This is a genomic window from Paenibacillus sp. Marseille-Q7038 (assembly GCF_965111595.1).
Map to the genome: position 1 here is coordinate 2,808,216 of NZ_CBCOOM010000001.1, position 25,891 is coordinate 2,834,106.

General features: G+C 45.3%; 19 protein-coding genes. 1 reads left to right on the top strand and 18 read right to left on the bottom strand.

Translation table 11 applies throughout. The annotated features are described in order from the left end of the window. Position 1: 1 nt before the first annotated feature. The 8 genes from rpsU to ACWPWY_RS13420 form a co-directional block, all read right to left on the bottom strand. Positions 2-175 (bottom strand): 30S ribosomal protein S21, encoded by a 174-nt coding sequence (rpsU, locus tag ACWPWY_RS13385; RefSeq protein WP_005547957.1) that lies wholly within the window; start codon positions 173-175, stop codon positions 2-4. A gap of 145 nt (positions 176-320) precedes the next feature. After that, entirely contained in the window at positions 321-680 is a 360-nt protein-coding gene (locus ACWPWY_RS13390; protein WP_454192132.1) for a histidine triad nucleotide-binding protein, read from the bottom strand. 135 nt (positions 681-815) lie between these two features. Next, positions 816-1,220 carry a hypothetical protein gene (locus ACWPWY_RS13395; RefSeq protein WP_454192133.1) on the bottom strand — a complete coding sequence of 135 codons (405 nt, stop codon included), beginning with the start codon at positions 1,218-1,220 and terminating at the stop codon, positions 816-818. A gap of 148 nt (positions 1,221-1,368) precedes the next feature. Beyond that, positions 1,369-4,800 (bottom strand): AAA family ATPase, encoded by a 3,432-nt coding sequence (locus ACWPWY_RS13400; RefSeq protein ID WP_454192134.1) that lies wholly within the window; start codon positions 4,798-4,800, stop codon positions 1,369-1,371. Further along, on the bottom strand, positions 4,797-5,981 hold the full coding sequence (locus ACWPWY_RS13405) for an exonuclease SbcCD subunit D (RefSeq protein ID WP_454192135.1): 1,185 nt from the start codon (positions 5,979-5,981) through the stop codon (positions 4,797-4,799). The genes ACWPWY_RS13400 and ACWPWY_RS13405 overlap by 4 nt, the downstream gene beginning before the upstream one ends. A gap of 32 nt (positions 5,982-6,013) precedes the next feature. Then, positions 6,014-10,120, bottom strand: coding sequence for a helicase-exonuclease AddAB subunit AddA (gene addA, locus ACWPWY_RS13410; protein ID WP_454192136.1), 4,107 nt, complete (start codon positions 10,118-10,120; stop codon positions 6,014-6,016). Next, on the bottom strand, positions 10,117-13,629 hold the full coding sequence (addB, locus tag ACWPWY_RS13415) for a helicase-exonuclease AddAB subunit AddB (protein ID WP_454192137.1): 3,513 nt from the start codon (positions 13,627-13,629) through the stop codon (positions 10,117-10,119). The genes addA and addB overlap by 4 nt, the downstream gene beginning before the upstream one ends. A gap of 296 nt (positions 13,630-13,925) precedes the next feature. Then, positions 13,926-15,290, bottom strand: a complete 1,365-nt coding sequence (locus tag ACWPWY_RS13420) for a class I SAM-dependent rRNA methyltransferase (RefSeq protein WP_454192138.1) — start codon at positions 15,288-15,290, stop codon at positions 13,926-13,928. A 127-nt stretch (positions 15,291-15,417) separates the two neighbouring features. On the opposite strand from ACWPWY_RS13420, the gene ACWPWY_RS13425 reads away from it, so the two are divergent. Further along, on the top strand, positions 15,418-16,383 hold the full coding sequence (locus ACWPWY_RS13425) for a Na/Pi cotransporter family protein (RefSeq protein ID WP_454192884.1): 966 nt from the start codon (positions 15,418-15,420) through the stop codon (positions 16,381-16,383). 58 nt (positions 16,384-16,441) lie between these two features. Here ACWPWY_RS13425 and ACWPWY_RS13430 read toward each other — a convergent pair whose 3' ends face one another. From ACWPWY_RS13430 to grpE, 10 genes are all read right to left on the bottom strand, one after another. Further along, complete coding sequence (locus ACWPWY_RS13430; protein ID WP_454192885.1) at positions 16,442-16,879, bottom strand: NUDIX hydrolase; 438 nt, start codon at positions 16,877-16,879, stop codon at positions 16,442-16,444. A gap of 92 nt (positions 16,880-16,971) precedes the next feature. Next, positions 16,972-18,315: a tRNA (N(6)-L-threonylcarbamoyladenosine(37)-C(2))-methylthiotransferase MtaB gene (gene mtaB, locus ACWPWY_RS13435; RefSeq protein ID WP_454192139.1), complete on the bottom strand. Its 1,344-nt coding sequence runs from the start codon at positions 18,313-18,315 to the stop codon at positions 16,972-16,974. A gap of 2 nt (positions 18,316-18,317) precedes the next feature. Next, the gene (locus tag ACWPWY_RS13440; protein WP_454192140.1) at positions 18,318-19,088 is read right to left on the bottom strand and encodes a 16S rRNA (uracil(1498)-N(3))-methyltransferase; all 771 of its coding nucleotides are present in this window, start codon (positions 19,086-19,088) and stop codon (positions 18,318-18,320) included. 176 nt (positions 19,089-19,264) lie between these two features. Next, the gene (locus tag ACWPWY_RS13445; RefSeq protein ID WP_454192141.1) at positions 19,265-19,942 is read right to left on the bottom strand and encodes a site-2 protease family protein; all 678 of its coding nucleotides are present in this window, start codon (positions 19,940-19,942) and stop codon (positions 19,265-19,267) included. A 3-nt stretch (positions 19,943-19,945) separates the two neighbouring features. Further along, on the bottom strand, positions 19,946-20,908 hold the full coding sequence (gene prmA / locus ACWPWY_RS13450; RefSeq protein ID WP_454192142.1) for a 50S ribosomal protein L11 methyltransferase: 963 nt from the start codon (positions 20,906-20,908) through the stop codon (positions 19,946-19,948). A gap of 161 nt (positions 20,909-21,069) precedes the next feature. After that, positions 21,070-21,267 carry a YfhD family protein gene (locus ACWPWY_RS13455; RefSeq protein ID WP_454192143.1) on the bottom strand — a complete coding sequence of 66 codons (198 nt, stop codon included), beginning with the start codon at positions 21,265-21,267 and terminating at the stop codon, positions 21,070-21,072. Positions 21,268-21,293: 26 nt separating this feature from the next. Beyond that, positions 21,294-21,656: a hypothetical protein gene (locus ACWPWY_RS13460; RefSeq protein ID WP_454192144.1), complete on the bottom strand. Its 363-nt coding sequence runs from the start codon at positions 21,654-21,656 to the stop codon at positions 21,294-21,296. Between the two features lie 137 nt (positions 21,657-21,793). Further along, positions 21,794-22,918, bottom strand: a complete 1,125-nt coding sequence (dnaJ, locus tag ACWPWY_RS13465) for a molecular chaperone DnaJ (protein ID WP_454192145.1) — start codon at positions 22,916-22,918, stop codon at positions 21,794-21,796. Between the two features lie 149 nt (positions 22,919-23,067). Then, positions 23,068-24,909 (bottom strand): molecular chaperone DnaK, encoded by a 1,842-nt coding sequence (gene dnaK, locus ACWPWY_RS13470; protein ID WP_454192146.1) that lies wholly within the window; start codon positions 24,907-24,909, stop codon positions 23,068-23,070. A gap of 336 nt (positions 24,910-25,245) precedes the next feature. Further along, positions 25,246-25,842 carry a nucleotide exchange factor GrpE gene (gene grpE, locus ACWPWY_RS13475; RefSeq protein WP_454192147.1) on the bottom strand — a complete coding sequence of 199 codons (597 nt, stop codon included), beginning with the start codon at positions 25,840-25,842 and terminating at the stop codon, positions 25,246-25,248. Positions 25,843-25,891 lie beyond the last annotated feature (49 nt).

Sequence of the window (25,891 nt, forward strand, 5' to 3'; positions counted from 1 at the left end):
CCTAAAACTTTCTCTTACGAGCAGCCTCGGACTTTTTCTTACGTTTTACGCTTGGCTTTTCATAATGCTTACGTTTCTTCACCTCAGCTAAAACACCATCTTTAGCGATGGAGCGTTTAAAGCGACGAAGTGCAGCATCAATAGTCTCGTTTTTGCGAACTTTAGTTTCAGACACCAGTTTTCCCTCCCTCCGACCAGACCGTCCAAGAGCATATAACACGGTTCATCAAACTTAATTATAGGTGAAAATTCGTTAACGTGTCAACCTATATACCAATATCGTTTAAAAACAAGGATTTTATGCGCTTGATCTGAGAAATTTAACTGTGTGAATTGGAAATTCCAGTAAGTGCACCAAGACGTGCACCACCCAGCACATGATAGTGAAGATGATGTACGGTTTGCTCTCCATCTTTCCCACAATTATTAATTAAACGGTATCCTGATTCTGCAATTCCCAGTTTGTTAGCCGCTTCCTGTGCAGCCTTGTGAATCTCTGCAATGAGACCAAAATCTTCTCCCGCAACTTCATTCATGGAAGCAATATGCTTCTTGGGAATAACCAGAACATGCACCGGAGCAGCAGGCTGTATATCGTGGAATACAATTACATGTTCATTTTCGAGCACCTTATTAGAAGGAATGGCACCCTCTACAATTTTGCAAAATAAACAATCCATTTTCATTCCTCCTTTTCATTAACCAAAGTATGTACAATAATTTTATCATAACGGATTATAAAGCCATTCGCCAGTTGAAGAGGAATATAAAAACGCCCCTTTTCATAAAGAAAAAGAGCGTTTCTACCAATCTATTTATATTAAAGGCAATAGACTCAATGCTGTTATACCAACTAGCGGAAGTAATAAACGTCTGAATCTTCGTCTGCCTGGATAATATCCGCCGCCATAATTAGGATAACCTCCATATCCACCGTATCCTCCATATCCACCAAATCCCCCGATCGGCAGAAAAGCGCGTGTGTCTCCGCATGGTGGAGGAGGACAGCCACAAGATACACCTTGATGGGTATACATTGAAGTTTGCATTGGAACAGACATCTCATTCATATATTCACTTCCTACAGGTATGGCGAGACTTAGATATTCTTCGTCCATATTCTCAATGATTCCATCATGCATAGAACCATCCTCCATCCATACACATACATAGCGATGCATATGATCATGACACATTTTTTTAACTTCTGCTTTTTCCATTTCCTTGTTCCTCCTCGGCTTCTGGGCTGATACCCTATGTTATTCACTTCAAGAGTAAATGCCACAGAGTTAAGAAGATTTTTTCTTCTCGCCTTTGAAGGAATGTCTAAGTGGAAGTGTGTGATCGAAAAAATAAGGATAAACTAATTTATAATTGTTCCATCATCACTTTTGAACCACCGCCTGCATCTTCAGCCGGTACGACCACCAGTTTTCTGGCAAGTCGTGCTCTAAGCTCAGGTACGTGACTAATTACACCGACTGCAAGCTGATCATTATGCAGTTTTTCGAGTGAAGTGATCACCGTATCAAGCAGTTCCGGATCAAGGGTTCCGAACCCTTCATCAAGGAAAAAGAACTGAAGCGGATATTGACCACGCAGCTGAATTTGTGCTGACAATGCAAGTGCAAGTGACAAGGAAGTCAGGAACGTCTCGCCGCCGGATAAGGTAGATACCGGTCTTTTTACACCGCCGTTTGCATCATCCACAATAACAAAACCACCGCCGGAATCCACCTCCAGCGCATAACGCTGTTTCGTTAAATAACGAAGACGAGAAGAGGCGGTTCTGCTTACCTGCATTAATTGTTCTTCCGCAATATATTCAACAAACGTATTTCCTCGGAATACAGATTGCAGTTTGGATAACTGTTCCGCATACAAAGCGAGTTCACTGCGTTTTTCATCAAGTTCCATCCAGCGTTCATGACGGCGCGATATGTCTTCCAAATCTCGCTCCGCTCTTGCTTTGATCCGCATCGCCTCTTCATCTTGTGCTTTCAGTGTCCGCAGTTGCTGACTTGTATTCTCCCATTCTTCCTCTGTAAAGATTACTCCCTGAAGCTTCTCATCCAAATCTTTTAGGCGCAGTTCCACTTCTTTTTGTTTGTTGCGATATTCTGTTACCCTATATTCTGCTTTGGCAACAGCCTCCGGTTCCATGTACGCATTTCGCACGTCCTCATCAGAATCAAAAGGAGACTTCGACCGCTCCGTTTCATAACGTGAAGTGACCGTAGTAAGCTGATCTTTCGCAGATTCAAGCGATTGTTTAGCTAAACCGACTTGCTGTAAAGCGTTCTGCTTTTTCTCTTCAGCATCTTTCATAGCCAGTTTTGCTGCTTTGGTCTCTTGCCGGATCTGACTCAGTGTCTGAGTTGCTGCTTTTAGCAGATCTTCTGCCCGTTCTTCACCTACCCAGGCACGAAGTCGGTTCCATTTCTCTTGCAGCAGTTCTTGTTTGCCAGCGTGTTCTGTATCCAGCTGGGTACGGCGTTTATCAATGAGCGACAATTGTTGCTGCATGTCTGCGATCACACTTGCTTTTTCTTCAAGAAAAGTAACGCTCCGCTGGAGCCTTTCCTTCAAATCTTCAGCAAGTGTATCACGCTCTTGGAGCGACTCGTATTTTACTGTCGCCTCCTCCGGTGTTATGCCGGGCAGCTCCTCGGCCCAGCTTGCGCGCAGCGCCGCAACCTCAGCCTGGTGCGCATGAACGCGCGCCTTGGCTTCCGCGTGCTGTTTAGCGCACGCGTCAAAGTTCGCGGCAGCCAGCATTTGGCGCTGCTGCACTTCCGCTGCACGCGCGGTAAGCTGGGCAGCTTCCTCGCGCAGCGGGGCTATGGAGGCGGCGAGGTACGCTGCCGCCTCTTCAAGGGACCGGGTGGCTTCCGCGTAAGCGCGCACCCGGTCCTCAGCAGGCTCGCCAGGCGCAGCGGCAAAGCCTATGCTCTTCGCAGGCGCGGCTTCCGCCTGCGAGAGTGCCGCTGCCTGCGGCTCGGCGCTCTGGCCGTGCTGCGCAAGATCAGCGCGCAGCTCATGCAGCTGCTGGCGGAAGCTGAGCCGCAGCTCAGCAAGCTCAGCGCGCAGCCTGGTGAGCTGTGCCAGATCTTCCTCACTTGCTGTACTTGGCGAGTGAGCATGCCCTTGCGGGTTCGGGTGATGTACCGAACCGCATACCGGACAGGACTTCCCGTCGCTAAGTTCTGCAGCAAGACGTGCAGATAATCGCTGCAGCTCTTCTTCCTTCAGTACAGTACGAAGGCGTTCCTCTTCTTGGTTCATGGAGGCGACCGCCTCTTGTGCATGGATATCAATCCGAACAAGCTCTGCTTCTGCCGTCTTCAGTTTTTTTCCTAGCTGCTGCTGCGCAGCAAGCAGTTCGGAAGCTTCCTTCTCAGCTGTATGAAGCTGCTTGTTTGCTTGCTCAGACTCTGCATGTGTTTTCTGTTCCGTGAGCTGAACTTCTTTCAGCTTGTCCAGTGCGGTATCCAGCCGATGTTTCCGCTGAACAGCATCCAGCAGCACACGTCTTTCCCCAGACTTCACTTCACATAAAGACAGCTGCTCCTGCAGATCCTTCCGTCGATGAATCGCTCTAGCATGAAGATCTTGTTCTTTGAGCAAAAGCTCATGTGTGCTCTGATACTGTTTTGCTTCAGTTTCACACTCTTTAGCAAGCTTCTGCACTTCACTTACAAGCCGATCCGTCTCTTTCTCCAGTTCCCGCGCTTGTTCCAGTTGTTCAAGACGCACAAGCAGCTTAGGTTCTTCTTCTGCTAGAATCTGTTCCTTTTCTTGTTCGAGCAGTGCACACTCACGTGATATTTTCTCTCTCTGTACGAGCTGTACTTCGGCAGATTCAGCAGCTAAACGTCTTCTTGTCAGTTCTTCTGTTGCTCTATTCTGTTCCTCAAGCATGGGAATTAAAGAACTTGCAAGAGCAGATCGCTCCAGCTGCTGTTCTAATTGGCTGACTTCATCCTGCTGTTGTAACATTTGTTCCAGCTGCCCGCTAAACTTGGTACGCTCTACAATCAGTTCTCTCGTCTTCGCCATTCCTTCAGCTGCAGCCGTCACCTGCTCAAGCAGTACACGGATCTGCTTCGCTTCCTTCTCGGCTTGCTTAAGCTGAAGCTCGGCTTCTTTTAAAGCTTCTTTGCTTGCGAGACCCAGTCCCTGCTGCTCTGCTTCCAGAGCTTTCAAGGTACTATCATTCTCTTTTACTTTGCGGCTGAGCTTCATTGCCAGCTGGTCTCCGTATTTCTCTAGGTGAAATAGACGCTGCAACATCTGTCTGCGTTCAGTCCCTTTTAGAGATAGAAATTCAGCAAACTTCCCTTGCGGCAAAACGACTGCCCTTGTGAAATCATCCATTTTCAGGCCAATCATATCCTCAACCGCACGATTTACCTCGGCAAGTTTATCAGCAAGTACTTGCTCTCCTTCTTCAGTCACTGCAATAAAACGGCTTACCGAGTTACTGACAGAGACATCTCCGGTACGCTTAAAGCGGCGTTCAACGCGATAAGTCTGTACTCCTTGTTCGGACTGAAGTTCAAAGGTGAAAGATACAAACAATGTATCCTCCGCCTGATTCATAATTCCCTGCGTACCATTCACAGCTCTTTCCACTTTGCCATACATGGCTAGAGTAATCGCATCAAGAATAGTTGATTTCCCGCTGCCTGTTGGTCCGAAAATTCCAAACAGACCCGTTTCGGTCAGCGTCCTGAAATCAATTTCCTGTACTTCTCGATAACTTTGAAGTCCAGACAATTTAAGTTTGACCGGTCTCATTCAGAGTCACTCCCTTCCCCTGTACGGCCGTCATCTTCATTAACTAGCTCCAAAAACAGTTTCACGAGCTGGTCGTCCGGGACCGCTCCGCCTGTCTGCCGTTGATAGAATCTTCGAAAAACTTCATGCACCGGAAGTTCAGACCTTACTTCATTCATCTCGGAAGTGATCGTTTCTGGGTAAACCGGCCGAATATGAATAATTCCTTCCCTGCTTTTACGAAGTTTCTGAATCTCAGCAATCGCCATCGCTTCTTCTAGGGATATCTCCAGATCAATGTAAGCATCCTTGTCCCGTTCTTCCTCAAGCCAGCGGTATACTTCAGCAAGACCCCCGCGGGCTTTCCACCGTACTAAAGGTCTGCCGCTGCTTAAATACACTTCATTAGCAATAGCCGGCTGTCCGGGCGCTACATCTACCATCACTACAGATTTCGTCTGACCTGATTCTGAAAAGCTATAGGATAAAGGTGATCCGCTGTAACGAATCATCCCCTCTCCTTTCACATGCTGGGGCCTGTGAAGATGTCCAAGCGCCGTATACTGCGCTCCAATAGACAAGGCAGAAGGATCCACTGTATAAGCACCGCCGACTTGAATGGGTCTTTCTGAGTCACTCTCCAGTCCCCCAAGTACATAAATATGACCCATAGACAGGTTTACTGTATCCGGCTGAAAACTGTTCCCTAAATGCCTCATCAACTGCCCCACTCGTTCACTATAGGCAAGCCGCATTCCCTGCTCTTCTCCATCCTCCGTGAACAATTCATTAAGCCTGGATTCGGAGGGATAAGGAAGGGCTGCAATTTTAGCAATTTCTCCGGTTCTTTGGGCATGAATCGTAATAATATCGGAAGTGGGTAGTCCGACCAGTGTAATTCCGCGTCCATTTACAAGTGGGGATACCGAAGCCACCCGTTCAGGCTGATCATGGTTTCCTGCAATAACGACGAGTGGTCTGCCTTCAGAGGTCAGCCTAGCAACAGCGTCATAGAAGAGCTGCTCAGCAGCAGCTGGAGGATTCACTGAATCATATACATCGCCTGCCATAAGAATCGCATCTGCTTTTTCCTCATTCGCAAGTCGAACCAGCTCGTCCACAAACTGCTCCTGTTCTTTTAACCGACTGCGTCCTTCCAGTGTTTTTCCGAAATGCCAATCTCCCGTGTGCAATATTCGCATTTGTTAATTACTCCTTTTTTGCCCTCATTTTCCTAGAGCTTTACTGCTGTATCTGCATCAAAAAAATAAAGCCATTTCTCGTCTATCTCATAACCTAAAATGTCTCGTAAAGCTCTAGCATAAAGATCGAGCTGAAACTCATAGCCTTTTGCAAGGGTGTCGATCCCACCACGATGCTCAAGTACTCTATCGGTTTTGTAATCTAGCAAAATCCGTTTGCCGCCCACTTCAAATAAACAGTCTACAATCCCTTGAATGAGTACTGTTTCTCCGCCAAGGATACTAGAGTCCATCCGATTCTCTTCTTCTGTAGGGGCATGGTAATGAAAATCAAGCAAAGTCTCATCTGCAGGAAGTCCGTAGCTGAACGGCATTTCTCTTCTTACCCAGCCCGTCTTCTCTGCTTCCACCAAAGCAAGACCCGGTTCACTTTCGAAAAAACGTACAATCTGAACTGGATCAATCGCTTCTGCCTGATAAGGAAGCAAGATATGACGTTCTACCAAACTAGCAATGACTGCCTGAGCTGTGCTGACCGTTAATCCTGGTTCTGCAGGTACATGCTGCATTAATGTATGATATATCGTTCCGCGCTCCGCCCCCGTTAACCTGGATTCCTCCATAAACTTCGGTCTGCGCAAATGCAGAGTAAATTCTTCGTTTATGGCCAATTTTCCCTGTTCCTCATGAAGAACCTTTTCTTCTACTAAACCAAGCGGCGGATGCTCCTGCATCGCAAGGAGCGTCTTCATTTCAGTCACGGATGTACTTGCTGCTGTATGTGCACTAGCTGTATATGGATAAGTCCAGCTAAGCACCTCATCTATCTTCGTTTTATTACTTTTGGATTCTTCTGAAATAACCGTCTCAACAGGTGATAGATTCAAAAGCGCACGCGTAACCTGCTGCCGGTCTTCATTTATTTCATCAACAGCTTCGTTCATCGAATTATCCAGAGAAGAAGAGACGGACTCTGCAGACAACACGGAAATACGCCATCTGGAATCATCTTGCACGAACGACTCAGGCTGCCCTAAATCTCTGCCGATTTGTTCATCTTCCATTCCCGCAAGCGTACGCAGATGCCAAGCATCTGGATGTCTAAACACAGCCGGACCGATCCAATCCATATAACTGCGTCCTGAAGCTAGCAGCGTTTCTGGGAGCAAAAGCGCCTGATGATTTTTAATCTGAGACCAGTTCATCGCTTTTTGAACAGCATCTTTTACCGTGCCAATAAGAATCATTTTTTCCTTAGGACGTGTCAATGCAACGTAGAGCACACGCATTTCTTCAGCTAATAACTCCGCATGAGCACGTCTACGGATGGCCAGACTTGCGAGCGTAGGATAGCTGACTCTATTCTCTTCATCCACAAACCTAGGACCAAATCCAAGCGCTTTATGCATCATAAATGGTGCATTCAAATCTTGTTGGTTGAACATTTTGGACATGCCTGCCACAAAGACGATAGGGAATTCTAGTCCCTTACTTCGGTGTATCGTCATGATGCGGACAGAACCTTCTGTATCTGCTGCTACACCCACCGCGCCCAAGTCTCCACCATTATCTTTGAGTCTTGAAATAAAAGTAAGAAAACGGAATAATCCACGATTCGCTGTGGAATTCTCATATTGTTTTGCACGATCATAGAGAGCTTTCAAATTACGACTGCGCTGGACTCCGCCAGGCAGACCGCTAACCCAATCCAAGTAACCGGTATCCCGGTAGATACGCCAGATTAATTCGCTCAAACTACCGCTTCTCGCCTCATGTCTCCACTCTTCCAGAAAATCAGAAAATGAAACTAATTTGCGAAGCAGATTTGTTTTGAACTCTAGAGAATCGGACTTACTCTCTTCATCGTTCCTTGTAGCACCTAGGGTCTCTACTACTTCCAGTGCTGCACTGGCTTCCTTCATTCCGAGTTCGAGAGCCATCTGTGCCTCTAATTGCTCTATATCATCAGCTTTCTCACTGGATATATGCCCGCTATTGTTAAACTGACCTGTTTCTTTCTCCAGATTAGCTATGGTGCTGCGCATAGCGTCATAAAAAGAAAGCCGTTTACCTGCAAGCCGAATGACAGCGAGTTCCTCTTCATCAAGACCCACAATTGGGGAACGGAGTACAGACGCAAGTGGTATATCCTGCTGAGGATTATCCACGACTTGAAGTAATGAAAGCATGATCTCAATTTCAGTTGCCTGGAAAAAACCTTTGCTTTGGTCACCGATCACGGGAATTCCTTCCCGCTTTAGTTGTTCCATAATAAGTGGTGTCCACAGCTGAGCTGAACGTAGCAGAATGACAATATCGCCATATCTTGCAGGGCGCATCTCTTTCGTATTCTTATCATATACAGGAAGCGGAGTACCGGTATTGCCAACCATCTCATGAATACGGGCAGCAATAACCCTTGCCTCGAGCTCTGCCGTCTCCATCTCTAGTTGTTCTATGACCTCACTCGCAGCTCCGTCTTCCCCCGCATTCTCTGTCTGTTCCGGTGCTTCCGAACCCGCCCTATCAATCATGATAAGTTCGGGTGTGTAACGTCCGTCCTCTGGTACATCAGGAAAAGAAGCGCCAAATGATAGAGCCGCTGCATCATCATATTCGATTTCAGCTACGCCTACATTCATGATCTGTCTGAACAGCATATTTACGGCACTTACAACCTCAAGCCGGCTGCGGAAATTTCGTGCCAGATCGATCCGGAGACCATCACCTTCGCCTTCCGTGTCATAACGGCGATACTTATCCAAGAAAAGTCCTGGCTCGGCTAGACGGAAACGATAAATACTCTGTTTTACATCTCCCACCATAAACCGGTTTCCGGGTTCTTTACGAGAAATCAAGCTAACGATATCTTCCTGAACCGTATTTGTATCTTGATATTCATCAAGTAACACTTCATCAAATTGCTGTTGATACTCTAATGCTGCATCTGATGGAATTGTCTGTTCTGGTGTAGAGTCAGCACCTCTTAGGATTTGGAGCGCATAATGCTCTAAATCACTGAAATCAACCACGCCTCTCGCTTTCTTCTCCTCCGTAAATACACGAGCAAATTGATTTACGACAGAAGCCAGCTCCTCCATAAGAGGTGCTGCTTTATTCATCTCATCAAAAAACTGTTCCGGCGTACGGCCAAATAGAGACGTTTTTAGTTCCATAACCGTTTTTTTAGCGGCTTCTCTCCGCTCTTTGGCTCTCTCCTGGAGACCTGGATCAGCCTGTCCCTTTCGGACCGCCTTCAGCTTGCCAAATTCAGATTGGTGAAAGACATCGTATAGTTCATCCCAAGCACCACTTTTCACTCTAGAAAGGAGTTCGTTCACCATCTCAAGATCACTATTGAACGTCTCTGCGTAAGCTGCCGGACCTTCTGGTTCCCGCGCGATACTCAGTGCCTGCTCAAGCAAAAGGACCACACCGCCGAGAGCGAGTTCGGCGTCACGCATAATGCTTTTCACCCAAGCGGACTGACCCAGCTCCTCCACTGAATTCACACGGAAAGAAGCTGCCATTTCTTCAAGCCAATAAGAAGGCCATGAATGACTTCGGGAGAAATCGTACAACTTCTGCACAAGCCGGTACATCGCATCATCACTACGCTCACCGCTAAACCAATCCACGAGCCTGCGGAAGGTACTTCCTTCGCCTTCTTCACTGTATTTTTGTTCAAACAGATCCATGAGTAGTTCTTGACGCATAAGTTCTGCTTCATATTCATTCAGAATACGAAACCCTGGGTCCAGCGGTATCTGTTGATAATATCTGCGAATAATCTCCATACAGAATGAATGAAGGGTTGTGATTGAAGCTCGGCCGAGAAGACTCAGCTGACGGCGCAAGTGTTCGTTCTCTGGCTGTTCTTCAAGTGCCGTTTCCAGTGCCTCCCGGATCCGCTCACGCATCTCGGAAGCTGCTGCCTTGGTAAACGTAGCTACGAGCAGACGATCTACACTAAATCCCGCATCCTCATCTGATATCTTACGAATAATACGTTCGACAAGCACTGCCGTTTTACCGGAGCCGGCAGCTGCAGCCACCAGCATGTCCTCTCCGGAAGAAGAGATCGCTTTCCACTGATCATCACTCCAAAAGCTTCCTTCCGGTTTAGGTATACTTCTCATTCTTCTCCTCCCCCTTCATGCTGAAATAGATCCCATACCTGCTGTTTAGCAGGCTTTCGAATCAGATGATATTCGTTCCCAGGCAGACCCTCGTCAAACTGACACACGGATTTGAATGGACAAAATGTACATGCTGTTTCCTGCTGCATTCGGAAAGGTTCAATCCCAACCTCGCCATCGATAATTCTTGATCCAATTTCTTGAATTGTATTTCGAACAGAGCCCAATAGAATGCCCCACTGCTCTTCGGTTGCTACAGAAGCACTGCTGTAGAATCCTCCATCCGCCTTAACAGCCACAGGTAAAATAGAGGAGTATCCTTTATCTAGCGTGTTGTCCATCTTCGCCACCACATCACGGTCGGCAAGCAGCAAGCCCTTCATTTTGAATCGTTTCAAAAGCTCTTGTTCTGCCTGCTCTTGTGCCATTGCATTGGCTGAAGTCAAAAGAGGGTTATGCACATGGAAATAAAGTACCCCTGCAGGATGAGCTTCCGTTCCGATCCACTCTTCGGCATAGGTTAACAGCACATCAAGATACGTAAGCATCTGAAGTGATAATCCGTAGAATACTTCATGAAGTTTCAGATCCGTCTGACTGGATTTATAGTCAATCACTCGAAGTAAAATATCTCCATATTCTCCTTCTGCTACATCCACACGGTCAATCCGCCCCACGATTTCCATGACAACCCCATTTGCCAGTTCAAATGTAAGCGGCGGCAGCGGTTTATCTGGTCCAAAATCGAGTTCAAGTGCCAGCGGCTCAAAGTTTCCGCGTTTCGACTGTTCTCCTAAAATGATCGAAGCACGGCTGACAATATTTTTCAGCTTCCTAAAAATGTATCCATACCGAGCTGAACTCAGTAGAATCTCGCCTTGCAGCTGAGGTGCAAGCACATCAACCGTTGCTTCTGCCTCCTGCACACATTCCTCTTTGGTCAGTGCGCCCCAATTCCGATTTTGCTCTTTAAGTCGGCTTGCCATCTTGCTCAGTGCCGCATGGAACAACTGTCCGATATCCGGTGCTTTCAGGCGATACACCTGACGCTCTTTCAGCTTCAATCCGTGGGAAACAAAGTGAGAAAATGGACACATCGCAAAACGCTCCATTCGAGAAACGCTGGTCTTCAGCTTGTTACCATATAACTTTCTACTGGTTTCCTTGGTTAGCGATCTTGTCCGATTCTCATAAAAAACAGATCCAAGCATTCGTTCTAGTCGTACCTGCGGATCCGGCTGACTCAGGTACCAATTATATACATCCCACCAAGCAGCGGGGATCGCCTGTCCTCTGCGCCATTCCCGAAGCTGGCTGATCAGATGAGCCATGGTCTTATCTGGATGTGTTATATATTGTTGATGTGCTTCCCATGGATCACTTGACGCGGGTTCGTCTAGCAACGTTTTCTCTTTTAGCCCCGGAAACATCCGTTTCAAATAGCGAATCATTTCGGAAGGATGAAGCGTCTTACCGTCCTCATCACTTTGAGGATAACTTATCCATAATTTATGGCTTGGCTGCGTAAAAGCACTGTAAATTAGAAAACGTTCATCCTGCATTTTCCGGTTCAAATCTGGGCCAAGCTGCATTCCATACTCGGTGAGGGCTGCCCGTTCAGTTTCCGTAAGGACTCCATCCTCCGTTTGTATTTGCGGAAGCACACCATCGATGGCTCCAAGAATAAAAATATGACTAACGTTCCCTGTGCGAGATCTGTCCATTGAACCAACTAGAACTTGATCCAAAGCAGGCGGAACTAAACCGAGTTTCAGCTCGGACAAGCCTGTTTCCAAAATGCCTGCAAAAAGTTCTGCATCCATTTTTTCTTCGCCCATCATTTCTACTACTTGATCCAAAAGTTCAAGCACTGCTCCCCACATACCGCGGTGTTCCCGTGCTTTTTCCGGTTTACCTGTCTGCAATGCCTCATGACTTCGTGCATCAAGCTTATTTGCAATTTCTGCGTCGTCCAGCAGCAAAAATAAAGCCGAGCAGAACTCTTTTGCGGTTTTTGCTTTTTTGACTCTTTTCTCAAATGCAAATAACGGAGAAGTAATCACCTCTCGGCACCTCTCAAGCATCTGAACCGTTTCACGGCTAGCCTCTTCACGCTGAGCCTCTGCCCCTTCTTCTTCTTCCAAAGATAAACTTGGGGCTGCTCTCCACGGTTTCCCATCAGTCCATCGATATCCGGAAATCCCGCTCGCAAGCACATAGTTCTCAAGTATGTCCATATGATATCGGCTGACTGAGCCATCCAAAGGAAGAAGCAAATCAGTCTTGACCGCGCGGAATACATCTTCATACCGCCAGCGATGCCGCACGATGTCCATTGCTGATCTCAGAAACTCTGCTAGTGGATGATGAAGTTCATCTCTGCGCTTATCAAGAAAATAAGGTACATCGTAATCTTGGAAGAGAGGAGATATGATATTTTCATACGCCTCTATATTTCTAACCAGGACCGCGATATCCCGGTAACGGACATTCTCTTCACGTACAAGTCGCCCTATCTCTCTTAGCATACCTTCCACTTCAATCCGGCTGCTCGCAGCACTGCGAATCTCAATTCCGCCGTCATCCTTGTCTGCTGGCATCACTCTTCGCTTCTCAAATCCAGACTCCAGATGAGCCAGTGCAGAAGAAGCAAAACGTGGAGATCTCTCCGGTGCAAGTACCGTCGTACGAACGGATTCTCCAAGCTCTGATGCCATCCCATTCAGCTTGATATAAGCGGAAGCTGTCTGATAGAACAGGTCTAACTCCTGCGGTTGTTCCCCTTCCCCGTAAGGACGGTCCAGGGTTAAGCCAATGGTTACGGATCTAGCATGAATAACAAGCTGCCGAATCACCGCAAGTTCCTGCGGAGTAAAACTACGGAACCCATCAATCCAAATATCTGCCTCTTTCACATAATCCGACTCAGGAAGCTGATCAGCAAGTTTCACTAACGTATCCTCTTCGTCCATGTGAAAACGAGATACTTCTGCTTCAAAGTCACGATAGATAGCAGCAATATCATGCATTTTATGACGTAAAATCGTTCCTGCTCCCGGAAGTTGCTCTGCATTTTCAAGTTCTTCTTTGATCGCCCGTTCCGGTTCCCCGTACCGTTTGAGTTCGGCAAACAGATTGTTTAAATGACCTACAAAGCCCATCTGACCGCCTGATGCGGAGAAAATTTTTAACTCGTCTTTGCGCCGTTGTACAATTTTGTACAGAAGCATTTTTTTACCTTCTGAACCAACAGGAATCAGCGCAGAACCGCTCGTTTCCTGCATAACCCGGTAACTAAGTCTGCGAAAGTCGAGTACCTGAGCCCGGACTGAACCTTTAATTTCCTGAGAGCGAATCAGCGTTGTCTCCGTCTGAAAGGAGGCTTGTTCTGGAACAATCAATATGATTGGTTTCCCTCCAGGATTCTGACGGAGTTCTTCGGTGATCTCCTTGATGATCGAACTGCTTTTCCCAGTACCTGCACGGCCTATAAGCATATGAAGAGGCAATGGTCACCCCTCGCTTTCTCTCATTTTTTATGTGTGTTAAATATCAATTCTTTATCTGCAAAATATTTATATATATCTATGAAAACATCTATGAAAACAGGAGAATATCTCTTAATATACTCTCTTAACATTCTGTCCTTCAGTATACCATACCTCTGCGAATAGGAACATGCGTTTGGTAATAGAAGCCAATGCAGTACGAACTATGCAAAAAAAGCACCTGCTGCTCTTAGTAACAAAGAGTAGACAGATGCTTTTTTTCTAATCTAACCGCATTAAGGGCAGATTCTTATTTATTATTTTGAACGCACTTCAAAGATGGCAAATTTCAAATAATGTCCTTCTTCTACACCTAAAATTTGTGGGTGATCTTTACCTGCTGCACGCCATTCGAGCAGACGCAAAATTTTACCAGCATCGGCAGCTGCATCTTGAATGGTTTCAAGAAATAGATCCGGACGCATATGATAAGAACAACTTGCTGTGACAAGATATCCGCCTTCGTTAACAAGCTTCATCCCATGCAGGTTAATATCCTTATATCCACGAACAGCCCCTTTTACTGCGCTTCGTGTTTTCGCAAACGCGGGAGGATCGAGAATAACAACATCAAAAGTTCGTCCGCCTCCTGCAGTCATTGCTTTGGAAGTGTCGACTTTTTTATCGGCTTTCGCACGTTCTGCACGTTCTTCAAGCCCTTTTACTTGATTTCTCAAATACTGGAACGCATCGTCCACAACGAATTCAACACGATCTTCAAAGCCATTTAACTTCACATTCTCACGTGCACTTTCAATAGCATGTTCCGATATATCAAGACATGTGACTTGTTTCGCTCCATATTTACAAGCATTCAGCGTGAAGCTGCCTGTATGTGAGAAACACTCAAGAACCGTAGCTCCGTCCCAATAAGGGAAGGTGACTTCTTTTCCACTTTTATTAACAGGTACCTGCGTTAGTTTCCCGTCTTTTTCTACTTCTTGCAAGGCAATTCCGCTTCTATGACCCCAGCCCTTCATCAGTGGATGAATGGCAGCTCTATTCTCGCGTTGATCAAAGAAATAACCTGTCTTTTGTCCTTGCTCGATATCGACTTTGATAAGCAGTCCATTCTCGGTTACGGTTACATGCCGAGGACATTCTCCGTAGAGCAGCCCTTTGACTTGCTCCAATCCTTCCAGCTCTCTAACACCCACATCGCTGCGCTCGTAAATACCTTTTGGCTTCACTACTTCCACTAAAGCTTCTACGATTACATCACGACACTGATCCATAGCGAGCGTCAGCAGCTGCACAACAAGTACATCCCCAAACCGATCAACCGTGAGTCCCGGTACAAAGTCAGCTTCGCCATAAACCAAGCGATATGCGTCGCCACCGGTTACAAAACGTTCTCGGTGCTGTAATGCCTGCTCAAATCTACTTACAAAAAAGGCTTTGTCCATCGCTGTGATGGGTTCATAAGATACTACCCGCACTGTGATTTGTGAAGCCGGATTATAATAACCGGTAGCAAGATAACGGCCCTGATGATTCTTCACTTCCACCAGTTCGCCTGGCTGAGGCTGACCTTCTACCGACTCTATTTCATTTTTAAATATCCAGGGATGTCCCTGTTCAATACGTTTCTTACGGCTTTTCGTAAGGACTACAGATGCCAAAATACGTACAACTCCTTTTATCAATCAAAACTAGATCTCACGGGAGCTCCCCTGCTTGTCATGGTCGTCCCTTTTTGCACATAAGATGGAAAAAGAGACAAGTCGTGCGAGAGAAGGTGCATACCCTATGATTAGATCTGTTGTGTTTCCACTCATTTATGGTCTTATCCTGTTCTTTGCAGGTATGAAGCTAATGGAAGCCTCCCTCCATAAGGCAGGCGGACGATCTCTCGCCACTTCTTTGGAACGGGCTACTTCCACTCCCCTTAAGGGCATGCTGTTCAGTACAGGCATTACGGCCGTGCTGCAAAGCAGTACAGCCGTCACGGTGTTGACCATTGGTTTAGTTAACGCGAGACTCCTTAATTATGCAAGAACACTTAGCATAATTCTTGGCAGTAATATTGGTACTTGTATCACCACAGAACTGCTAAGTCTCCAGATTGGAAAGTACGCTTTACCGATGTTACTTTTCTTTTTAGGAGCATGGGCTATAATCGTCATGCTAGGAGAAACAAAGGCAGGTAGCCGCATTTCGGCTTCGATATGGAACATCCAGTACGTGCTTCTTGCAGGAGCAGGTTTTTCTCTTGTTATGCTAGGTATATTCATCATGCAAAAAGTAGGCCCCGCCTTGGAACAAGGAGGGCTTTTCCCTTGGTTTATTCACCAAGCGAGTCACAGCGTCTGGTGGGGCGTAATTGCAGGGGCATGTCTTACCGCGATTGTACACAGCAGTGCGGCAGTGATTGGTATGGCCATTGGACTTGCCAGCTCTGGTGTACTCCCGCCGGAAGTGGGGATCGCGATTGTACTTGGTTCTAATGTCGGAACCTGTGTTACAGCGGTCATGGCTGCAGCTGGAGGAAGCAGAGCCGGTCATTTTGTCGCTTGGTCTCACGTCATATTGAATGTATCAGGAGCACTGCTGTTTATTCCGCTGATTCACTGGCTTTATGAAGCAGTTGCTTATTTCACTAGTGATCCTGGCGCGCAGATTGCACATGCCCAAACCATTTTTAATATCGTATGTTCCCTGCTCGCCCTACCGCTCTGTTATCTTAAAATATGGGATCGTTTAGAGCAAAAATAAACGATCCTCAAATTATGCGATCACATTGAAACCAACACTTCGTATTGAAATATACAGTCTACTTTACTTCAATACCAAGCTTTTGCAATGCCTGCTTCAGAATTTTATCGTTGTTATCATAGCCATTTTGCTTTTGCTTTTCCCAAGCTTCCAACGGTTTATACCATGCTACACCTTTAATTTCTTCTACCTGTGGCTGCAAATCTCCACTCAATGCTTCTACGAGATAATAGTGAACTTCTTTATCTACGGTTCCAAGTGAAGAATGTTCATACGTATATTTAATGACATCGACGGGTTCGATGATTTTGCCGATCATTCCTGTTTCTTCCTGGATTTCACGTAGCGCCGTTTCTTCAATCGTTTCTCCTGACTCCATTTTACCTTTTGCAAGTGAAATTTTTGCATATCTGTCTACGATCAATTGGATTTCAAGACCTTCTTCTGAATTGCGGTATACGACTCCACCCGCTGAAATTTCTTTAGCTGCCATAATGTCGATTCTCCCCTCTTTGGACAAACAAGGATTTCAACAACCTAGGGATCGAAGTGTTTCCTCTCCTTAGCAGTGAAATCCTTGCCCTCTTTTTATATTATAATCTTAGCTCGGTTATCCATCACACGTACAAGTTGTCCTTCACTTGCATCCACACCAGCCTTCGTCATTTTGACTCGGCACAGCTGGCCTACTAATTCTTCGGAACCGTCAAACTCCATTTGGATGTAGTTATCACTATATCCATGCAGTCTGCCGCTTTCTCTGTCTTCTTTTGCATTTCCTTCCGGAATGACTTCCAGTACATCGCCTACAAATTTCTGAGCGTAAGCCAGCTTCATGGAGTCAGATAACAGCAGGAGTTCCTGAACGCGTGCATTTTTCACTTCTTCATCTACTTGATCTTCCATGCGCGCTGCCGGAGTACCTGTACGTTTGGAATAAGGGAACACATGCATTTCCGAGAAATTGATAGCTTTCATGAGTTCGTATCCATTTCTGTACATCTCATCTGTCTCTCCTGGGAATCCAACAATCACATCCGTAGTAATTCCTACATCCGGCATGGCTTCACGAATCCGTAGCATTTTATTATAGAACTGTTCTGTCGTATACTTACGGCGCATCCGTTTCAGGACGTTATCATCCCCCGCTTGGAGCGGAATATGAAAATGGCGGCACATTTTGGATGAGCGGTTTAGTACATCGAGCATACGATCGTCAATTTGGCTGGCTTCAATGGAACTGATCCGAATCCGTTCTAGACCATCTACCCGGTCTAAATCCCATAGCAGGCTCGACAAGTCATAATTGTCCAAATCATCGCCATAACCGCCTGTATGAATACCGGTTAGTACAATCTCTTTGTATCCGGCTTCTACGAGCTGATGAGCCTGCATAATAATACTTTGGGAATCACGGCTGCGAGATAGCCCTCTTGCCCATGGGATAATGCAGAACGTACAAAAATTGTTGCATCCATCTTGAATTTTCAAAAACGCCCGGGTACGGTCTGCAAAATCAGGTACGTCCATTTCTTCAAACACACGTGTCTTCATAATATTCCGTACCGCATTAACCGGCTCACGAGTTTGCTTGATTTGGTTGACGTACGGGATGATTTTATCACGGTCCTGGTTACCTACTACAAGGTCTACTCCGGGAATATCCATAATCTCAGCTGGTGAGGTTTGTGCATAGCAACCTGTTACTGCAATAATAGCATTAGGATTACGGCGAACGGCGCGGCGAATAATCTGACGACTCTTTTTGTCGCCTGTATTCGTAACCGTACACGTGTTAATCAGATAGACATCGGCTGTCTGAGAATCGAAATCTACTTGCTCGTATCCTGCATCTTTAAATTGTTGCCAAATGGCTTCAGTATCATAGAAGTTAACTTTACAACCCAAGGTGTAAAACGCCACGGATGGCATAATTACATTCCTCCCATTTCCTCAGTTTCATATAAGATACATGTTAGAGCCAGCATCCCGGCCGTTTCTGCACGCAAAATTCGTTTCCCTAATCCAACTGACTTCGCTCCCGCTGCTTCTGCTGCTTCTGACTCCCCTGTAGTAAATCCACCTTCAGGACCCACGATCACAAGAACACGCGGATCTATACTTGGATCTGCTTTCAGTTTGTCAGCAAACGGCTTCACCACATCGCGCAGCTGCAATCCTTGTTCTTTTTCATAACAATAACATACGAGATCATACTCTTCAAAAGAAGCCAAAAGCTCTTTCCATGATTTTGATTCCGTGATTTTTGGAACTTTGTTGCGATGGCTTTGCTCGGCAGCTTCTTTGGCAATCTTCCGCCAACGCTCCAGACGTTTGCCTTCTTTCTTGGCATCATACTGCACTATGGTTCGCTCCGAGACGAAAGGAATAAACACGGCAGCTCCAATTTCAGTGCATTTCTGGATGACAAGTTCCATCTTGTCCCCTTTAGGCAAGCTTTGGGCGATGGTTACCGAGACTTTAGGTTCATGATCCATAGGCAGCCACTCTATGATAGACACCGTTACTTGTGAAGCTTCAATCTCCGAAATTTCAGCCAGCGCTTCCCGGGAAACTCCGTTGCTTACGATCAGCTTATCCCCTGTCTTGCCGCGCATTACCTTCGTGATATGTCTTGCATCGTCGCCAGTAATGGTTGCTTTATGTTCTTCTAGCTGATTTGGTTCAATAAAATAACGCTGCATGGACGATGATCACCTGTCTTTTCATATCAATGGTTTAGATTAAAATACAGTGTTGTCATGAAAATGACCACATTACATGTTACAACTTTTCATGTCTTCTGACTACCCTTAAAAGACTGGCAGCAGCGACTTCCGAGCTATGTGCCATCCATCCTGCTGCCCCTTCTTTTCTATGATCAAGCAAAAATCGTCATGATCATCTGTGCGATCCCCACATACCAACTCATTGACAACTCATATAGCGGAGTAATGGTGTAACGGCTCAGCGGGGTAATGACGAGAATCAGGAAAATCAACATAGACCATTGTTCCAATTTGTGCAGTTTCATTCGCGCGGAAGGAGACACAAGTTCCTCAACAATTCGGTACCCGTCAAGCGGAGGGAGCGGAATCAAGTTAAAGAAAAACAAGAAAAAGTTGGTTACATTAAAAATGGAGAAAAAAGTAGAGATTGCAAACACAATTCTTTGATTCTCGATGGACTCCATGACTCCTAACTGAACAAGAAGCGCATACGTAATCGTACCGAGAACAGCAAGAAGCAAGTTGCTCAGAGGTCCAGCCGCTGACACAACCACACTCATCATACGGCGTTTCTCAAAATTATCCCGATTTACAGGGATGGGACGTGCCCATCCAAATCCGGCAATGACAAGCAGCAATAGTCCAAAAAGATCGAAATGAACTGCTGGATTGAGCGTCATACGCCCAAGCAATCTTGCTGTTGGATCTCCAAATTTATTAGCAAAATACGCATGAGAAAACTCATGGACCGTAAATGCAATGATAATCGTCAGAATAAAGAAAGGAAGACGATCCAGGTCATAGAAGAAAAACTGATTAAGAAAGTCCATTCTTTATTTCCTCGACACAAAAGCAAGCCAATCATCTTCACGATGAATATCTATGATGTCGAAACCGGCTTCTTTCAGTGCTTTCTGTACAATTTCTTCTTTGTTTTTCCAGATACCAGAAGCGATGTATAGACCGCCTGGTTTTAAACCCTGATACACATCTCCGATGAAGAGCAAAATCACTTCAGCCAGAATGTTAGCAACGACCACATCAACAGGCATGCTTACTCCAAGTTCATTATCCTGTTTGTCCAGTATGGACAGCAGGTCACTTTCATAGACTGTAATGTTGCGTTCTAATCCGTTTAGGTGTGTGTTTTCTTCGGCACTTTGCACAGCAACCGGATCGAGATCAAGCGCCAGCACATGTTTTGCTCCGAGTTTTACCGCACCAATTGCCAGAATCCCAGATCCCGTTCCTACGTCAATAAGTTCCTCCCCGCCTTGGAGATATTGCTCAAGCGCACGCAGACACAGAGAAGTCGTTGGATGTGCTCCGGTTCCAAAAGCCATCCCCGGGTCAATTTCGATAATTTTCTCATCAGGACTTGCAGGTACATATTCCTCCCATGTGGGTTTAATAACCAACTGATCTGATACTTTCAGTGGTTTGAAATATTGTTTCCATGCATTAGCCCAGCTGTCTTCATCTACTTGTTGTACCGAGATATCTACCTTTCCGGCATCTATCCCAAATTCCTGCAGTTCTTCAATGCGAGGACGAATTGTATTCGTTACTTCTGTCATATCCACGGTATCTGCAAAATACCCTTTAATCACAGCTTCCCCTTCAGGAATATCGTTCAGCGGGTGATCATACAGTTCCCCATATTGAGTTGATCTCTTTTTGTTCAGCGTCCCTGATTCTTCAATGGATACACCGCCTGCACCAGCTTCGTGCAGAAAATTAGAGATCATCTCCTCTGCTTCTTCCGTCGTATGTATTGTTATTTCATTCCATAGCATAAGTTTATTATTTCCTCCCCTATCTTCATCTTTCTCATTGTACTATATATCCTGCAGCGAGCACAAAGACTCCATGTTAATAACGTTCACAGTTATGTCCAGGTGCTTATGTAATTATAGCAATACATAAAAAAGCACCGGCTATATAGCCGGCGCTTCTTCTATTTCTGTTTGAATCTAAAATCATGTAATTCTTTCGTTTGTCGACGGTCTGCTGCTGCACTGCGGTTCAAAGCTTCAATATCTTCAAGATCTGCCTCTATACTACTGAATTCCACATCTTCCACCTTCGAGGATTGTAATTCTTTAATTTTTTCTGTTTTTGTCATCACTTTATCAATCCGTTTATTATGTGACATTTGATCTTCCTCCTAACATTGAATTATTAAATAAAGCCACCAGACTGTTCAATAATGGCAAGTGCCTCATGATGAGAAGATTCGTCAACAACCACAGTTAACAGAATATCTTTTCCTGTAGGACCGCCACCGCCTCCATCACTCATTCCGCTCGCTGTAACGTCGGCAGCAGCAAGAACTCCTGCATCTCTCGTAAAAGTGCCATCCTGGGTCACAGAAGCTAAACTGCTCATGGTACTAGTCAAAATCGGATCATTGCTGCCTCCACCCGCATATCTGCTAAAACGATCAATTGACATGTGCTCCACCTTTAAGCCTTGTAGCTTTGCAGCAACATTCTGAGCTTGTTCAGGGGTATTGAAGTAAGCGAGAATATTTTTTTCTGTCACGTCAGTACACCGCCTTTTTCATTTCATAAGAAATCCAATGATCATGTATAGTTCAAGTTTAGAGTGCCGCATAACCTATTTTTTTATACGCAAAAAAGACTGCTCATTCTTAAGATGAACAGTCTTTTTTCAGCCTATTAGTCTCCACGAAACGCACGTTTTACACGATCAAAGAAAGATTGCTCATTCTCATGCGTTTGTTCTCCGTTCAATGCAGCAAATTCACGAAGCAAATCTTTCTGTTCTTCGCTCAGTTTGCTTGGAGTGACAACGACCACTTTTACATGCTGATCTCCTTGACCGCTTCCGCGAAGATGAGGAACACCTTTTCCTTTGAGTCGGAAATAAGTTCCTGTCTGCGTGCCTGCCGGGATTTTTAGTTTCACTTTTTCTCGCAAGGTCGGGATTTCAATCTCATCACCTAGTGCTGCTTGCGCAAACGTCAGTGGAATTTCACAGTAGATATCATTTCCTTCTCTTTCGAAGAAGTCATGTGATTTAACACGAATTACGATATAGAGATCGCCTGCAGGGCCTCCGCGTAATCCCCCTTCACCTTCACCGCTCATACGAAGCTGTGCACCATCATCCACACCTGCTGGAATCCGAACGTGAATCTTGCGTTGTTTACGAACTTTACCGCTTCCTTGGCAAGTCGTACATTTTTCCTTGATTGTTTTCCCAGAACCTCCACAGTTGGAGCAAGCACGGCGATTAACCATACGTCCGAATGGAGTATTCTGAACAACCTCTTCTTGACCGCTGCCATGACATACGGAACAAGTTTCTGGTTTCGTTCCTGGTTTTGCACCGGAACCATGACATGTATCGCAGCTCTCTGTCCGTGGAATCGTAATATCGGACTCTTTACCGAATACTGCTTCCTTGAACTCAATGGTCATCGTGTACTGAAGATCATTACCTCGTTGCGGTGCATTTGGATCTCTACGTCCGCCGCCTCCGCCGCCAAAGAACATATCGAAAATGTCGCCGAAACCACCAAAGTCTTGAGCTCCGCCAAAGCCGCCCATCCCTTGATTCGGATCAACATGACCATATTGATCGTATGTTGCTCGCTTCTGTCCGTCACTAAGAACGTCATAAGCTTCTTTTACTTCCTTGAATTTCGTTTCCGCATCGGCTGCCTTGTTTACATCCGGGTGATATTGACGGGCCAGCTTACGGTATGCTTTTTTAATTTCATCTTCACCAGCGTTTTTACTAACGCCTAGTACCTCATAGTAGTCACGCTTATCAGCCACTCTTCCACCCCCATACCTTTTACAAACATAACTATAAACATAACGTATATACGTGACAAAAGGAAGAATCAAAGCACGAAATTACTCCGGCTTTGACCTTCCCATGCTTGTCACTAGTAAGGCATATGATCGTTTTTACAAACGATCATTTATTTTTTATCTTCATCTACAACTTCATAGTCAGCATCAACGACATTATCGCGTCCGCCTGCATTTTGCTCGGCGTCTGCACCTGCACCTTGTGCTTCAGCAGCTTGCTGAGCTTGCTCATACAGTTTTACAGACAGTTGCTGAACGATTTCAGTAAGTTCCTCTGTAGCTGCTTTGATTTCTTCAGCGTTATCGGATTCAAGCGTTTTTTGCAGTTTTTCTTTCGCTGCATTTGCTTTTTCTACTTCGCCTGCATCTGCTTTTTCGCCGAGGTCTTTAATTGTTTTATCTACGGAGTAGATCAATTGGTCAGCCGTATTTTTCACTTCAACAAGTTCTCTGCGTTTTTTATCTTCTTCTGCATGAAGTTCAGCATCTTTCATCATTTGTTCAACTTCTGCATCTGTCAAACCGCTGGAAGATGTGATTGTGATTTTTTGTGTTTTATTTGTTCCTTTGTCTGTAGCAGATACGTTAACAATACCGTTCGCATCGATGTCAAAAGTAACTTCGATTTGTGGTACACCGCGTGGTGCTGGAGGAATATCTCCAAGCATAAAGCGTCCAAGTGTTTTGTTACCCGCTGCCATTTCGCGTTCCCCTTGAAGTACGTGGATTTCAACGCTTGGTTGGTTATCCGCATAAGTAGAGAACACTTGGGATTTACTAGTTGGGATCGTTGTATTACGTTCGATCATCTTCGTAAATACACCGCCTGCAGTTTCAATACCCAGGGACAATGGAGTTACGTCAAGAAGAACTACGTCTTTTACGTCACCCGTAAGTACGCCGGCTTGTACTGCTGCACCAAGAGCAACAACTTCATCTGGGTTAACCCCTTTATGAGGATCTTTACCAGTCAGTCGTTTAATTGCTTCTTGTACTGCTGGGATACGAGTCGATCCACCAACAAGAACAATTTTGTCGATATCGTTAGCTGTCATACCTGCATCACTTAGAGCTTGACGAGTTGGGCCGAGTGTACGCTCTACCAGGTTCGCAGAAATTTCTTCAAATTTCGCACGAGTCAAGTTCATTTCCAAGTGTTGCGGCACGCCGTCTGCTACTGTAATAAACGGAAGAGAAATAGTAGTTGTCAGTACGCCGGACAATTCTTTTTTCGCTTTTTCCGCAGCGTCTTTCAGACGTTGTACAGCTGCTTTATCTTTGCTCAGATCAATACCTTGATCTTTTTTGAATTCACTTACCATGTAATCAATGATCACTTGGTCAAAATCGTCACCGCCAAGGCTGTTATCGCCGCTGGTTGCTTTTACTTCGAAGAATCCATCACCAAGTTCAAGGATGGATACGTCAAACGTACCGCCTCCAAGGTCATATACAAGGATTGTTTGATCTTCGGATTTTTCAAGACCGTAAGCAAGGGCTGCAGCTGTTGGCTCGTTGACAATACGAAGAACTTCAAGACCTGCAATTTTACCAGCATCTTTTGTAGCTTGACGTTGACCGTCATTAAAGTAAGCTGGAACCGTGATAACCGCTTGTGTTACCGGTTGGCCAAGATAAGCCTCTGCATCAGATTTCAGTTTTTGCAAGATCATTGCTGAAATTTCTTGAGCGGAGTAATCTTTTCCATCAATTGTTTCTTTATGGCTCGTACCCATATGACGTTTGATAGAGCTGATCGTACGATCAGGGTTTGTGATTGCTTGACGTTTTGCAGTTTCACCTACAACACGTTCACCATCTTTTTTAAAACCTACTACGGAAGGGGTAGTACGTCCGCCTTCTGGGTTAGGGATGACTACTGCTTCGCCGCCTTCCATAACCGCTACGCAAGAGTTTGTGGTTCCAAGGTCAATACCAATAACTTTACTCATGGATAATATCCTCCTTCTGTATGTGCAGGCTTTTTAGGCCCTTTTATTCAATGTATATCATTCGTAGAAATTCAGTGACTTACCCCGAATTATTTATTGGAAATCTATATAGATATTTTTAACGTGAACACATTTAAGACATGCGAAACATCTAAAACATGAAGACATGAAAACATTTAAAGCATTATGACTTTAAAACATCTAAGACTTTAAAACATCTAAACACAGAGTATAAACATTTCATGCAGTCTTTTCGACTGGCACCGAAATGTTCATACTAATGTTTTTGTCAATCAATTATTTCGCCATTCTTTCGAATGGCTAGCATAATTGATTTTACATACTTACTTTAACCATCGCTGGGCGAAGTACTCGATCTTTAATCATGTAGCCTTTTTGTACTTCTTCCACAACGAATCCTTCTTCATACTCATCACTTTCAACCTGCATGATAGCTTGGTGGAATTCCGGATTAAACGGCTGACCCACCGTGTTCATAACAGTAAGACCCTCCGCTCCGAGGACACCCTCCAGCTGGCGGAAGATCATGTTCACTCCTTTAATAAAGGAGTCCGTATCTGTATTAGAATCAGCAGTACTCATCGCACGTTCAAAGTTATCAATGACAGGTACAAGTTCAGTGATCAGCTTCGTAGTAGCATACTTCGCTAGGTCTTCCTTCTCCTTTTGAGTACGGCGACGGAAGTTATCGAAATCAGCTTGTGTACGTAAGTAGCGTTTCTCATTCTCTTCAGCAAGTGCTTTGAATTTAGCAGCTTCAGGATCAAGTACCTCTGCTTCAGTTCCCTCCTGTGCTGATTCAGTAGAATCATTCACCGGGTTTTGTTCTTCTGCAGCTTGATCCGCTTCATTCATAACGTTTTCTTGCGGAGTGTTTTCTTCTTTATCTACAAATGTTTGTTCATCTTTCAAGATGTTCACCTCCTTAAAATAGGAATAAGTCCACTACTCTGATAACGCG

Coding starts and splice junctions, on each gene's coding strand:
- addA (WP_454192136.1), bottom strand. CDS start 10,120: ATGAGAAGTATACCTAAACCGGAAGGAAGCTTTTGGAGTGATGATCAG.
- ACWPWY_RS13445 (WP_454192141.1), bottom strand. CDS start 19,942: ATGGACTTTCTTAATCAGTTTTTCTTCTATGACCTGGATCGTCTTCCT.
- prmA (WP_454192142.1), bottom strand. CDS start 20,908: ATGCTATGGAATGAAATAACAATACATACGACGGAAGAAGCAGAGGAG.
- ACWPWY_RS13405 (WP_454192135.1), bottom strand. CDS start 5,981: ATGCGAATATTGCACACGGGAGATTGGCATTTCGGAAAAACACTGGAA.
- ACWPWY_RS13455 (WP_454192143.1), bottom strand. CDS start 21,267: ATGTCACATAATAAACGGATTGATAAAGTGATGACAAAAACAGAAAAA.
- ACWPWY_RS13395 (WP_454192133.1), bottom strand. CDS start 1,220: ATGGAAAAAGCAGAAGTTAAAAAAATGTGTCATGATCATATGCATCGC.
- dnaK (WP_454192146.1), bottom strand. CDS start 24,909: ATGAGTAAAGTTATTGGTATTGACCTTGGAACCACAAACTCTTGCGTA.
- ACWPWY_RS13440 (WP_454192140.1), bottom strand. CDS start 19,088: ATGCAGCGTTATTTTATTGAACCAAATCAGCTAGAAGAACATAAAGCA.
- ACWPWY_RS13425 (WP_454192884.1), top strand. CDS start 15,418: ATGATTAGATCTGTTGTGTTTCCACTCATTTATGGTCTTATCCTGTTC.
- ACWPWY_RS13390 (WP_454192132.1), bottom strand. CDS start 680: ATGGATTGTTTATTTTGCAAAATTGTAGAGGGTGCCATTCCTTCTAAT.
- ACWPWY_RS13400 (WP_454192134.1), bottom strand. CDS start 4,800: ATGAGACCGGTCAAACTTAAATTGTCTGGACTTCAAAGTTATCGAGAA.
- mtaB (WP_454192139.1), bottom strand. CDS start 18,315: ATGCCATCCGTGGCGTTTTACACCTTGGGTTGTAAAGTTAACTTCTAT.